This window comes from Tateyamaria sp., from assembly GCF_039945315.1.
Lineage (GTDB): Bacteria > Pseudomonadota > Alphaproteobacteria > Rhodobacterales > Rhodobacteraceae > Tateyamaria.
Genome location: NZ_JBDUXB010000006.1, coordinates 1 through 13,449, shown reverse-complemented (window position 1 = coordinate 13,449; position 13,449 = coordinate 1). Strand labels below are relative to the sequence as shown.

The window sequence follows — 13,449 nt, the reverse complement described above, 5'->3', positions numbered from 1 at the left end:
GGAAATGGCCCTTCGATCTTTGTGGGGGAAGGGCCATTTTAAAGAAGCACACTGCAGCATTCAGATCGAATGGTTAACAAGAGTTGCGGGCCGCGAAAATGAACCATTGGACCAAGTGTTGGATAGGTGGCTGAGCCCTTTAGATGCGCTGTATGCGGCTGCAGGTCCCGTCCATATCGAGATACCGCACAAGACCGCCTGGCAGACGCTCTTCATGGCTCAAGCACCAGGATTCCATATCGCCCAAGCCTACGTCGTAGCCGCGCTCAAAAGTCCGGTTGCCCTTTTTTGTATCAGCAAAAGACACAAAAGAGGCGGCAGCCCTTTCATCGCCCAGCATTTGGCTGATCGCACACAGCACGTAGGTTTCGCAGCTTACTTCTTGATTTTCATTCTTTGCGTGTCGAAAGGCCTGTTTGGCAAAGCCTATGGCGTAACCAAGCGCGAATGGCTCGTGCAGAAAAAGGTGAGTAACCATGCGATTTGCGCCGCCCGAAACGTCATCAAGTTGACCCATCGCAACCCGGCCGATCAAAAAAGGGTCCTGCATCAAGGTCATTCTTCGTCCCGAATTTAAGGCTTTGTTCATAGCTTTGTATCCGACCCCGATCTCGCGGGGATCCGTTGTAAATGGCCGTTGACTGTTCGAAGGAATTTGGTCCCGGGCTTTGCACACAACCGTCCTGCTCGGCCCGGGACCGCGCAGGTGCACAAACTGTACCGGCTTACAGGTTACCACCAAGAAAAACGCGTGAGATCAGCTTGCAGGACGTTCAGCAACCAGAAAACACACGCTATTGCACTCACCCGTGTACGATACGACCTAAAAAGATCGTGCGAAATTGGTGTGTTCACCTAGGTAGATTTGCCTATAGCGACCCGCAACACTGTTAAAAATTCGGTTGAAGTGTCACAAACAACTGACGCATTTTCCAGCCATGTTTCGATCAGAACGACGCAGGGCAGGGATGTATGGGAGAGATTTCATATGAAAACCTCGTTAGGGTTGGTACTTGCATTTTGCCTTGCCGGCCTACAATTCGTGGCGATCATTATCATCATGTGGTCGTCCTATGTGACGTCTGAGCGCGTCTTGTTGGATCATGCGCGCAATCTGCTACGAGATGTTGGCGTCAACACAATCGCCCATTCCAAGGGATTCCTAAATCCTGCTCAAGATGCTGCCGAACTGGCTGCGCGTATCGCCGAAAACAGAATTGTCGCCAGCGACAATCGGCAACTGCTTGAACAGTTATTGTTTCAGCAGTTGCTGACGGCGCCGCATCTGGCTGGTTTATTTTACGGCGATCAGCGTGGCAATTTCGTTTATGTCAAACGCAGCGATGTGACCGCGCCGTTCCGCTCCAAAATTATTTCTTATGACGGTGATGACCGAACTACAGAGCTGATCTGGCGTGACCGGGACTATGTTCAAGTTGCCCAGCTGCCGGACCCCGAAGATACATACGATCCCAGAGAAAGGCCCTGGTACAAACAGGCCCAACAGCAGCGCGGAACGATCTGGACACACCCCTATATTTTCTTCACCTCCCAGAACCCAGGTATCACAATCGCGGCTCCGGTGACCGGCAGCGATGGAGAAATACAGGGCGTGGTGGGCGTTGATATCGAGATCAGCGAATTATCGGAGTTTCTCGCCCAGTTAAAAATCGGTGAGAACGGTACTGCCCTTATCGTTAACCAGAACGGGGACGTGATTGCACATCCGAACCCCGCTTTGCTCAAGACAGTCGACACAGACGGATCGTTCCGTTTCGCTGGGATTGAGGAAATCGAAGACAATATCGCGCAGACCGCGTTTGGAGGTTTGGCGCAGATGGACTCTGTTTTGGTTGAATCCGAAACATATGCCGAGTTCAGCTATGAGGGCGCAGACTTCGTATCAACAATAGTGCCAACGATAAGTGAGGAGTTGCCCTGGACGATTGCAGTCTATGCACCAAAATCGGACTTCGTCGGCGCGATTGTTCAAAACCGGACAAGAAACATCTGGATCGCGGCGTTGGTGTCCGTCCTGACAGGCGCCGTTGGCTTGTTGCTGGCCAACTACATCAACCGCCCCGTGCGTGCCTTCGCGGTGCGTGCCGCCCTCATTTCGCAGGGTGAAGTCGATCCTTCCGAGCCAATGCCAAGAACTTACAAAGAGCTTGAGCGTGCGAACTCCGCACTGACCGAAGAAATCATGCAACGCAAAACAGCAGAGCGCGAATACGGACAAACCTTTGAACTGTCATCTCGGGGGATGGTGCAAATTTCGTCCGAAACAGGGCGGTTCATTCGGGTCAATGCCAAGTTCGCAAGCATCACAGGATATGAGCCGGAAGAACTGTTGCAGATGAAGGCGGTCGACTTTCTGGCGTCAGACGACCCGGCGGCCTTCAACCGGATATTGAGCGAGATGCTGGATAGCGGCGATGCCAGCGTTGTCCGAAAATGTCTTCGCAAGGATGGGCAGACCGTTTGGCTCAGGGTGAACGCGATCTTAATCCGCGACAACGACGGCAAGCCGTTGCATTTCGTGGCGACGATTGCTGACATCACAAGCAACCTCAATTCCCAAAAGCAGATCGAAAAGCTGAACCGGGACTTGTCGCATCTCGCGCGCGGCGAGCTTCTTGGCCAAATGGCGGCCGGGCTCGCACACGAACTTAATCAACCCCTGACCGCCATTACCCAGAACGCAGACGCCGCTCTTTTGACCGCGACAGAAAACGCCGGGCAAGACAGCGAACTGCAACAGATACTCCAAGAGCTGGATCAACAGGCCCACCGCGCTGCTGACATTATCAAGGCTCTGCGGAATTTCGCCAAAAAGGGGGAGGAATGGAAAACACCATTCGACCTTGACGCCCTGATCGGCCAGACTTTGCACTTGGTTAAGGCAGAGGCGACTGAACATGGCGTACGTATTGAATTCAACCCCGGAGATCTGCCCGAAGTGACAGGCATCCGCACCCAAATTGCGCAAGTGATTGTCAATCTGCTGCGCAACGCGATTGAAGCGATTGCAGGCACGGACAACCGCGACAACTCGATCCAGATAACATCCAGCGCTGACAAGGATTTCGTTACGGTTTCTGTCGAAGACAGCGGGCCTGGTGTGGATCCAGGCCTTGATCTGTTTTCCCAATTCGAAACAACAAAGGCCGACGGCATGGGGCTTGGCCTGTCTATCTGCCGATCCATCATCGAAACTGGCGGCGGACGGATGTGGCATGAACCCGGCCAGGCCGGGGGCGCGCGCTTCTGCTTTACCGTACCGGTGGCCCAAAAGTGACTGGCAAAGGGGATACCATTTTTGTTGTCGATGACGACGAAGACATTCGGTCCTCGCTGAGCAGGTCCCTGAAAAAACGGGGGTTCTCAGTTAAAACTTTCGAGTCTGCCCGCGCCTTTCTGGATGAATACGAAACGGGCCGTTCGGGGTGTATCGTGCTTGATTACGGTATGGAGGGAATGAACGGGCTTGAATTGCAAAAAAAGCTGGTGACTGAAGGAAACGGGCCACCAATTATTTTCATCACAGGTCACGGCGGCATTCCTGAATCTGTGGAGGCGATGAAAGCCGGCGCGATCGACTTCCTTGAAAAACCTTTTCGCACGGAGGTCCTTGTGGATCGTATCCATCAGGCGCTGAAAATCAGTGCCCTTGCCAACGAATCCCGGGACAAGGCGGTGCGCGCAAGAATGATGCTGGACACTCTGACCACCCGTGAACGGGAAATTGTGGATATGGTCGTGTCAAACCCCTCAAACACAACCAGCAAGGAAATCGCGCGCGCTCTCAAAATCAGCCCGCGTACGGTGGACCACCATCGCGCACGCATTCTCGAAAAAATGCAGGCCAGTTCAATGGTTGAAATCATTGACTTGGCGATCGCCTCGCAACGGTTGAACTCTTAATCCATCACCTAAAGTTCTTTGGATGTATGGCGGTGGCATAGGTAAATCTACCTAGGCAATTTTGCCAATTTGTAGCTTTGAGCCAGAGTGGTAGTTTGACCGTACGGAAACATTACTGATCCGCGGACACTCTGGGGGCCAAATCTTTAGGCTGCTAAAATGGTACGAGTAAACCGGTTCGTTGTGCCGGAACCCAGTGAGACATCGTGAGTTGTTTTGCTGGCTGCATGCTGGTGTGTAAATCGAGTGACCGGCACATCAGATGCAGATCATAGTTTGTTTGAAGTATTTTTTAGGGCGTGGCGGCAGTCTATCCCCAACTATCAACCGTCACGCCCTCATTTAAAGCCTGAACTCGTGACAAATTCAGCATCTGCACAGGCCAAAATAATCCGCTAGGTCACAGCGTTCCAAATCCATAAATCATGAATTTTGCGCCACAAATGCGGTTTGACAGGTCGTGGTGATGGGATTTGCCAGATTTATAGCGCGAAAATAACCAAGTTTATGGTTGCTGTCCGATACCTCGTCAGCACGTGGAAAATTCTGCACCGACATCATTTGCAATCTGTTCCACTGTCTCTCGAAGCCAGATGTGAGCTGCCTCGTTTGAGTCGCGGATGTGCCAGGACATGAAGACTGAAACAGGTTTAGAGGCGAACGGAAGTGGCGCAATGTCCAAATCCTTCAGGCAACTTATTTTCATAAGATCCATCTCGGTTGCAACCATTGCAGAACCCTTCACAAATGCAGGGATGGCACCAAAATTGGGGACTGACACACGGGCCTTGGGAATTGTGAATGTGTCGACTCCCTTTAAGGCGCGACGTGATGTTCCACCATCGGGAAACTTCACGGAGACATGATCCGAGCGAATGTACTGCTCCAAGGTCGCAGGGGCTCGACGGATCGACCCGTCGAAAAAGCACATCATTCGCCCCTCGAAGATCTGCTTTTGCAAGATATCTGAAGCGTCCGGGGGAAAGGGGGTAAGTGCAAGATCACATCGCCCGTTGCGGAGCAGGGCAGGTGTGGGGTGGCCGGATGGGATAAACTCGAAAGTGGCATCGATGCCTTGACGACTGAGGTCTCGGATCAGACGTGGAAACACCAATTCTCGCTGCATATCGTTGGCTGCTATCGTGAAAGCCCGCTCGTTCTCAGTGGGATCGAACGGACGCTCAAATGAAAGTGCCTTCAGCCGGTCCAAGGCAGATTGGGCAGGTTTCTTGAGGCTTTCGGCATGTTCGGTTGGTATCAATCCGTTGCCCGCGCGCACGAAAAGCGGATCATCAAAAAAAATCCGTAGCCGCCGCAAAGCATGGCTGACTGACGATTGAGTGACTCCCATTCGCCGCGCGGCTTTTGTGACGGACTGTGTTTCAAGAATAAGAAGGAAAGTCTGTAGCAGTTGGCCGTCGATAGACAGGTAATCAAGTTTGTTCATTTAGGTCATCAATCTTATTCATTCGACTTGAGCGAAACATAATTGCATAGTTCTCGCAAGTTGAACGAGTGCGACGCTTGTCGCGGTATCTTCGTCCGACTGAGCCCGTAGATGTACAATTCCATCGGTTCAGTTCTCGATGCCGGAAAAACAAGCAGAATTAACTATCTGGAATCGCAGCAAAATATTGTGGTCGGTCGCATACTGCGGACTGACTGCAATATGGAAGGAGAATATCATGTACAAAAAACTGTTTGGGACACTGAGTGTTTCGCTTTTGGCGTCTGGCGCCTTTGCGGACGGAGCACCATCGCCCGAGGCTGCGGAAGATCTGTTTTCAGACAAACCCTTTTCTCCGTATGCAAATAGAACAATTCCAGAGCGCCCACTGTGGGGTGAAACCCACCTGCATACTGGGCTGTCGCTAGATGCAGGCGCGTTCGGCAATACTCTGTTGCCGGATGAAGCTTGGCGATTTGCAAAGGGCGAACAGGTGATCTCATCGACAGGGCAACCTGTACGGCTGTCCAGACCACTGGATTGGATGGTCTTGACGGATCACACAGACCTTATGGGCTTTGCCCCTGATTTGCAGGCCGGGAAGCCGGCCGTTCTGGCGGACCCGAAAGGCCTCGAATGGTACGAAGGATATTCAGCTGGTGGTGCCGCGGCTGGGGAGTCCGCTTTCGATCTGATTACCAATTTCTCTCAAGGCACTCTGCCGGAACTTTTGTTGAAATCCTACAGCCCCGGTGCGGATGCGTTTGCCTTTACCTGGGAGCACATCGTGGACGCGGCGGAACGCCACAACGATCCCGGTACCTTTACGGCCTTCATCGGCTTTGAATGGACCTCGGTACCAAAGGGCTTCAACCTGCACCGCAACGTTATGTTGCGCGATGGCGGTGTCCGAGCGAAACAGGTTGTGCCACCGGTTACGCAACCGCCTTACGGCGACACCAACCCCAACAGTCTGTATGATTGGCTGGAAATGTACGAAGAGAAAACTGGCGGACGCGCAGTTGCCTTCTCGCATAACGGAAATCTGTCGAACGGTTGGATGTTTCCCACCGAAGATACCTACCATGGCGATAAAGTTGATCAGAATTATGTCGAGCGTCGTGCCAAATGGGAGCCGCACTATGAGATCACACAGATCAAAGGCGACGGTGAAACCCATCCGCTGCTGAGCCCTGACGATGCATTCGCGGACTACGAAAATTGGGACATTGGCAACCTCGACCTGACCGAGTTGAAGACCGAAGATATGCTGGCAGGCGAATACGCGCGCGAAGCACTCAAACGCGGTCTGATGCTGGAAGAGAAGTTTGGTGTGAACCCCTACAAATTCGGTATGGGCGGAGCGACTGATAGTCACACATCATTGGCGACTGCCGAAGAAGAAAACTTCTTTAGCAAATCTGTGAGCGTCGAACCATCCGCAACAAGGATTGAACACCCATTTATCAAAAGTGAACTGGGCGAGATTCCAGGTCACCTATTGGTAGCGTCCGGATACACGGCTGCATGGGCAACGGAAAACACCCGTTCCGCGATCTTTGATGCGTTCAAGCGGCGGGAGACCTATGCCACCACCGGTCCGCGTATCGCGTTGCGTTTCTTTGGCGGCTGGGACTTCACCGACGCGGACCTCCGCACACGGATGCCAGCCGAGATTGGCTATAGCAAAGGCGTGCCCATGGGCAGTGACCTGCGTCCGACCGAAGGTGACGGCCCCCCGAGCTTTATGATCTATGCCTTGCGCGATGCCATCGGTGCAAACCTCGATCGGATTCAAGTCGTCAAGGGCTGGCTCACTCCTGACGGAGAGCTTGCCGAGAAAGTCTACGATGTTGCCTGGTCAGGTGACCGTGTCGCTGACGAAAACGGAAACGTCCCCGAAGTCGGAAATACTGTTGATCTGGAAACGGCAAGCTGGACCAATACAATCGGTTCCTCGGAGCTGACAACCGTGTGGAGCGATCCCGACTTTGATCCTGCTGCTCGCGCATTCTACTATGTGCGCGTATTGGAAATCCCGACCCCGCGCTGGGTGGTCTACGACAAGGTGCGTTACGGGATCGATCTGCCTGAAGAGGCGCAACTAATCCATCAGGAACGGGCGTACTCTTCCCCCATCTGGTATACGCCTGAGGGTTGATCTGAGATTGCTGCGGGCGCTTTATGGCGCCCGTTGCCTCCAATGCGCACCAAAAAACCAACGCCCGTTTGCGCCCGATCTGCTTTGGTTTTTCTGGTGTGGAACTTTCAAAACTATTTCCGACTGAGCCTAAGCCGTGGAACTAGACACTGAGGAAACGATTATTCGCGGGCCTCTTTTCCAAGAAAGTCGACATTCTCAGTCTTGAGCCTTCGGATTAACCCGACCTGATTGTCGTTCCGAGCGCCAATACCGAAGCTTCGAGCCTTAGTTATTAAAAAAGTTGGGTGGGCCGGCGGCGGTACCTGACCTGCGAGAAAGCATTAAAAACTCGAGAAAAGGAATTGTGGCGGTGGACGCAGTCCAGAGCGCACGTGCTGCACGGAAGAGGCGTCAAGAACACGGACTCACTGGCAAATCCCGAGGTACTTGATCATTTTCGCGACCTGCCTGAGCTATAGATAAATTAGGTTATCCGCCTTCCGCTGCCTATCGGCGACGAGGCCAGAGGATTCGGATGTCTGAAGCATGAACTGGACCATGAAGGCAATCACTGGGGTCGGGACCAATCAACTGGCTCCGATATCACGGCAGCTTCCAACCAACAGCAGACATTCGAAAAATTCCGGGCAATGCCTGAGTTGGGGACAAAGTGTACTTATGCAAGTGTGGCTTTCTTTGTTGTCCCATCACCTCTACTGTGCCGCACGGTCGATCATGCGATGCCTCTAGTTTTGCTGGTCGGGCTGGCTGTGACTAGGACGTACCCCTGATCTCCAGCGGCTTCTTCGGCAAGGCTGGTACCTACAAATAAATCACCTACAAACTCGGCTTTGAGCGAAGAAAAGCAGCACGAAACGGTGCTAACCGCCACTACAAAACAGGGACGACACAGCCATTGCGACAACCGGTATCCACACCCATAGATTGAATGCTGCGGCCAGGGGGTCAAGGGCCAAATTAGTGTTTGCCAAATAGGGTTTGTCCGTTAGCTCAACCAGTAATGAAGCTGAACGTTTGAAGATGGAAGTCGAAGACGCTGGCAGCACACTTTAGTGGTTTGGCGCGATCCCCCAAGGCACGTCCTTGGGAGTATATAGATTTGAAATTTCCATGCCTTAGCCCCGTTTTGTTTTCATTTTCGCTGTGTGCGTCTTTTGCAAACGCGGAGATCCTTGTGGGCATCGCAGCACCGTTTTCCGGCGCGGCTCTTCCAACGGGAGAGCAAGTTGAGTTTGGGGCTCTGAAGGCCATTGACGATCTGAACGCAGCCGGAGGTGTTCTGGGTGAACAGATCGTGGCAACATCAGTAGATGACGCCTGCAATGGGGAACAGGCGGCAGTCGCTGCCCGCCAACTGGTTGCCGAAGGGGTCAGCTTTGTCGTCGGACATGCCTGTTCCAGTGGTTCGATCGCTGGTGGTCCTATCTACGCGGAAGAAGAAATCGTCATGATATCGCCAGCCTCAACAAATCCGCTGGTGACCGATTCAGGCTTGGGCAACGTTTTCCGCGTGATCGGGCGCGATGATGATCAGGGCGCGATTGCCGGAGATTTTTTGGCGGAGCGGTTCAAAGACGACAATATTGCAATTTTGCATGATCAGTCCGCCTACGGGCAAGGATTGGCAGAGATCACTAAAAATCGCCTGAACGCAAACGGCGTTACCGAAACGCTCTTCCAAACTTACGAGCCGGAACTGGTCGGCTATGATGACCTCGTCGATGCACTGGTTCAAAGCGAAATCGACGTGATTTACGTGGGGGGGTATCAGGCTGATGCAGGCATCATCATTCGTCAGGCCAAAGGGGCACTGCCCAACATCACTCTGATATCCGGCGATGCTCTGGCAAGCGAGGACTTCCCAATTATAGCCGGCGACGCTGGCTTGGGCGCTTATTTCACATTTGGGCCCGATGCGCGTGAAACACCCGCCGCCGAAGCGGTTGTGACAGCTTTCAGAAATGATGAAGGTTTTGAGCCCTCTGGGTACACGCTCTACAGCTATGCAGCGGTTCAGGCCTGGGCGCAGGCAGTCGAAAAAGCCGGAACAACTGAAGGCGCCGACATCGCCCGCGCTCTTCTGGAACAGGAATTTGACACCGTGCTTGGTACGATCTCCTTTGATAGCAAAGGTGATGTGGTGGGTTTGACTTCGTTCATATGGAACCAGATTACTGAAGACGGGTATGAGCCTGCAGAATGATTGACGCGAATGTTCTGAAAAGCGTCTGAGATAGCATGCCCAAGGAAACCCCTGACTTCGACGCGGATCAGCGTACCGACCCCATAGCGTTTTGGGGAGTGCGTGGGAAACTACTTCTGGCTTTTTTGGCAGTTGCTATGTTCTCTGTGCTGGCTGCAGCGACAGGAATCTATTCGATCACGCAGGTTGGCAAATCGTTTGACCAGATTGCGGAACGGCGGGTGCCTGAGGCGCTGGCCTGGCAGGAACTTTCGCGCAGCATTGAACGCGTGGTGCGCGGCGCGCCCGCTTTGCTGGCCGTAGACAATGAAACGGACCGCAAGATTGTTTCAGATGAAGTTTTTTCGCAAATGGAGACGTTGAAAATTCTGTTGGCAGACGCCCGGCAGTACGGCGAACTGGACGATGAGCCCTATCTTTTGGATGGCGCCATCAACACAAGCGTCGCCGCAGACCGTGCCGTGGAGCTTGTGGCGCGGATCGACGATAATTTCCTGAGCATAAATCAATTTGTCGTCGATCGCTTGCAATTGATCCAAAGCAAGAAGAAGGTGCAAACTCGGCTTGCGCGTGGAAACGCGAATGCACAGCGCACCCTTTTGCCTTCCTCTCGAGTTCTGGGATCCCAACTTAGCGAATGGCGCAATGATGCTTCTGAAAACGCGGACACGGACCTGACACCAGGGCAGCAGGAATTGGCACGGTCGATCATTGCATTTTATCCTGAACAGCAGGCAGCCGTCCTGTTTGATGCGTTTAACCGCCAGATATTCCTGATTTCTGAAGCAAGCACTATTGAGCAGGTTGACCTGCTTAGTTTCCCTCTGGAACGGATACATACGGATATTCGGCAATTACTCCCTTATATCCGCACCCGCGTACGCGGGCGTCTGGAGAAACAGTTGGATGTTCTGCTTAGACTGACCCAAGGGACGGAGGGTTTGCCGGAAATCCGAAAAGCCGAACTTATGGCAATCACGCAAGCCGAAGAGTTGTTGGGGTTGAACACGCGCCTATCCACTTTTCTTACCAATCGATCGGCCACTTTGGTGGATGCTGCAAATCAGCGCATTTCGGTTGCCAATCTTGAGGCCGTCGAGACTCGGCTTCAGAACCGGAATATTTTGATCGCGGTGGTTCTGCTGAGTATTGTCAGCTCGCTGTTGATCGTCTGGCTTTATGTCAGCCGCAACCTCACAGCGCGGCTATCAGCGCTCAGCAATTCGATGCTGGCGATCGCTGACGGAAACCTGAAAACACCGCTGCCACCTGTGATGGGACATGACGAAATCACTCTTATGGCTGAAGCCCTTGTCGGTTTCAGGGATACTGCGGTCGAGGTTGAAGAAAGTAATCTGCGTGAGATCGCCACCGCACGGCAACGGCTTGTCGACGCGATCGAAAGCATCAACGAAGGCTTCGCGTTCTACGACGCCGATGATCGCCTGGTGCTGAGCAACCAGCGTTACAAAGACTTGCTGTATGATGGGATTGACGTGGATCTGACTCCTGGGCTCACATTTGAAACAATCCTGCGCAACGCCGTCAAAACCGGCATGATCGAAGAAGCACGGCTGGACCCAGAAGAGTGGCTGGAGCGCCGTCTCGAACGCCACCGCGAGCCGGGCCAGCCCCTGTTGCAGAAGCGCAAGGACAACCGGTGGATCATGGTCAGCGAACGCAAAGTGGCTGGTGGCGGATCGGTCGCGATTTACTCGGATCTGACCGAACTAAAGCAACGCGAAGATCAACTGAGCCATGCCAACACTCAGATCTTGTCCTCTGTGCACTATGCCAGCCGCATTCAGGAGGCGATGCTGCCTTCCCGTAAAGCCTTGTCCAACATGCTCCCAGATCACTTCCTGATCTGGGAGCCGCGTGACATTGTTGGCGGTGACTTTTTCTGGTGCCACGAGACTGATCACGGCGCCTACGTCATTGTAGGCGATTGCACGGGCCACGGCGTTCCCGGCGCGTTTATGACTTTGATTGCCTGTGGCCTTATTGACCGACATCTGCGCACCAATGACGAGATGTCACCGGGCGCGTTGCTGTCGGCCTTGCACGCCGATCTTCAGCAACTTCTGGGTCAGAACGAAGACAATACCGAAACTGATGACGGGCTTGAAGCGGGTGTCTGTTTTATCGACAAGGCTAATCAGCGCATAACCTTTGCGGGATCACGGTTCAGTCTGTTTATCTCCAACAGTACAGGCATCGATGAGGTCAAAGGGGACAAAGCCGGGATTGGGTACAATCGCTACAGTCCCGATACGCAGTTCACGAACATCGACGTGAAGTTAGAGCCTGCTTGCCGCTACATTCTCGCGACGGATGGCTTGTTTGATCAGATTGGTGGCGCGAAACGTCGTGGATTTGGCAAGGTGCGGCTACGCGACTTTATTGCGGAGAGCGAAACGACCCGCACGGCTGAACAGGGCGATCGCCTTCGTGAAGCCTTTGCGGCATTTCAAGGTGACGAATATCGGCGGGACGATCTTACCGTTCTCGGGTTTGAAATTTCTTAGGCATAGGGGAACAGTATGCTGGCTACAGATCTCTACGATCTCCGAAAGACACTCATGCAATCAGGTGTTATGTTCGCCTATTCTGGCTACATGACTGAGCAAGTGCGGCTTGCGGTGGGCGAGACGCTCAAACAAAAACTCTCCATGGAAGAAGCTGATACCAAAACGGTTCGCAGCGTGTTTGCTGTGTTTGTCGAGCAAATGCAAAACGTCATCCGGTATTCGGCAGAACGTGTACCTGAAGAAGAAACCCCAGAGGTAACCGAACTTAGCTTTGGCATATTGACCATCGGCAAAGAGGGCAATGAATATGTCCTGCTGTCGGGCAACCTGATCCGTAGCGAAGACACCGAGCGGGTTTCAGAAAAGCTCCGAGAGATCCAAGGCATGAATCACGATCAGCTTAAGCGGTTTTACAAAGACAAACTCCGGGAAGGCCCGGACGAGTACAGCCAGGGTGCGGGCATTGGTTTCATAGAAATCGCTCGTCGTGCGTCACGACCCATCGAGTTTGATTTTGCGAAGGTCGACGATCGTCACAGTTTTTTTGCGCTTAAGGCGAATATCTGAGGAATATGTATATGGAACCGCTAAAAATCCCCGCCACCTCGAATACGCCTGAAGTCGATTTCGATTTTGATCAGAACCGCTTCTGTCTCAAAGGAGAGTCGCATCCTGAGGATGTCACAGCCTTTTACCAGCCTGTCATGGACCCGCTCGAAGCGCATCTCGGCAACCACGGCGACGGAACATGCGAGTTTGTGCTTGAGTTCATCTATTTCAATTCATCAAGCGCCAAAATCGTCATGACCCTGATGGATTTGATCGACGAAGCTGCCGAAGCCGGCGCAACCGTCAATGTGAAATGGGTTTATGATCCGGAAGATGACAACATGCTCGAACTGGGTGAGGAGTTTGGTGAAGATCTGGAACACGCCAAATTTGAGCTTGTGGCACAGGAGAGCGAATGAGCTCGGACGCCCTTTTCCGCAAGGAGCTGGAGGCCATTGAAAAGGCAACCGCCGCTCTCGCTGCGCAAAGGGTGAGGTGCCCCTAGATTTGTAGACGCTTTGCTTGGTAATTTTGGAACCAAGGAGAGACGGATATGAACAAGGGCATACGGTTTACGGATGAGTTTAAGCAGGACGCCGTGGCGCAGGTTGTTGAGCGTGGATATGCGGTC

The 13,449-nt window shown here is 53.1% G+C and carries 9 protein-coding genes; 8 read left to right on the top strand and 1 reads right to left on the bottom strand.

Translation table 11 applies throughout. The features are described 5' to 3' along the window. Positions 1–4 precede the first annotated feature (4 nt). From ABJD00_RS02115 to ABJD00_RS02105, 3 genes are all read left to right on the top strand, one after another. Complete coding sequence (locus tag ABJD00_RS02115) at positions 5–577, top strand: hypothetical protein (RefSeq protein ID WP_413853739.1); 573 nt, start codon at positions 5–7, stop codon at positions 575–577. 411 nt (positions 578–988) lie between these two features. Then, entirely contained in the window at positions 989–3,298 is a 2,310-nt protein-coding gene (locus tag ABJD00_RS02110) for a sensor histidine kinase (RefSeq protein ID WP_413829157.1), read from the top strand. Beyond that, a complete protein-coding gene (locus ABJD00_RS02105) occupies positions 3,295–3,924 on the top strand; it encodes a response regulator transcription factor (RefSeq protein ID WP_413829156.1) in 630 nt (209 codons plus the stop codon). Before ABJD00_RS02110 ends, ABJD00_RS02105 begins: the two co-directional genes overlap by 4 nt. A gap of 529 nt (positions 3,925–4,453) precedes the next feature. Here ABJD00_RS02105 and ABJD00_RS02100 read toward each other — a convergent pair. Next, positions 4,454–5,371: a LysR family transcriptional regulator gene (locus tag ABJD00_RS02100; RefSeq protein WP_413829155.1), complete on the bottom strand. Its 918-nt coding sequence runs from the start codon at positions 5,369–5,371 to the stop codon at positions 4,454–4,456. Positions 5,372–5,609: 238 nt separating this feature from the next. Between ABJD00_RS02100 and ABJD00_RS02095 the strand changes: the two genes are divergently transcribed. From ABJD00_RS02095 to ABJD00_RS02075, 5 genes are all read left to right on the top strand, one after another. Beyond that, the gene (locus ABJD00_RS02095) at positions 5,610–7,532 is read left to right on the top strand and encodes a DUF3604 domain-containing protein (RefSeq protein WP_413829154.1); all 1,923 of its coding nucleotides are present in this window, start codon (positions 5,610–5,612) and stop codon (positions 7,530–7,532) included. A 1,177-nt stretch (positions 7,533–8,709) separates the two neighbouring features. Further along, positions 8,710–9,738, top strand: coding sequence for a branched-chain amino acid ABC transporter substrate-binding protein (locus ABJD00_RS02090; RefSeq protein WP_413829153.1), 1,029 nt, complete (start codon positions 8,710–8,712; stop codon positions 9,736–9,738). A gap of 35 nt (positions 9,739–9,773) precedes the next feature. Beyond that, on the top strand, positions 9,774–12,266 hold the full coding sequence (locus ABJD00_RS02085) for a PAS-domain containing protein (protein WP_413829152.1): 2,493 nt from the start codon (positions 9,774–9,776) through the stop codon (positions 12,264–12,266). A 15-nt stretch (positions 12,267–12,281) separates the two neighbouring features. After that, positions 12,282–12,836 carry a SiaB family protein kinase gene (locus ABJD00_RS02080; RefSeq protein WP_413829151.1) on the top strand — a complete coding sequence of 185 codons (555 nt, stop codon included), beginning with the start codon at positions 12,282–12,284 and terminating at the stop codon, positions 12,834–12,836. Between the two features lie 11 nt (positions 12,837–12,847). Beyond that, the gene (locus ABJD00_RS02075; protein ID WP_413829150.1) at positions 12,848–13,237 is read left to right on the top strand and encodes a DUF1987 domain-containing protein; all 390 of its coding nucleotides are present in this window, start codon (positions 12,848–12,850) and stop codon (positions 13,235–13,237) included. The last annotated feature ends 212 nt before the right edge of the window (positions 13,238–13,449 follow it).

Coding starts and splice junctions, on each gene's coding strand:
- ABJD00_RS02115 (WP_413853739.1), top strand. CDS start 5: ATGGCCCTTCGATCTTTGTGGGGGAAGGGCCATTTTAAAGAAGCACAC.
- ABJD00_RS02110 (WP_413829157.1), top strand. CDS start 989: ATGAAAACCTCGTTAGGGTTGGTACTTGCATTTTGCCTTGCCGGCCTA.
- ABJD00_RS02100 (WP_413829155.1), bottom strand. CDS start 5,371: ATGAACAAACTTGATTACCTGTCTATCGACGGCCAACTGCTACAGACT.
- ABJD00_RS02095 (WP_413829154.1), top strand. CDS start 5,610: ATGTACAAAAAACTGTTTGGGACACTGAGTGTTTCGCTTTTGGCGTCT.
- ABJD00_RS02085 (WP_413829152.1), top strand. CDS start 9,774: ATGCCCAAGGAAACCCCTGACTTCGACGCGGATCAGCGTACCGACCCC.
- ABJD00_RS02080 (WP_413829151.1), top strand. CDS start 12,282: ATGCTGGCTACAGATCTCTACGATCTCCGAAAGACACTCATGCAATCA.
- ABJD00_RS02075 (WP_413829150.1), top strand. CDS start 12,848: ATGGAACCGCTAAAAATCCCCGCCACCTCGAATACGCCTGAAGTCGAT.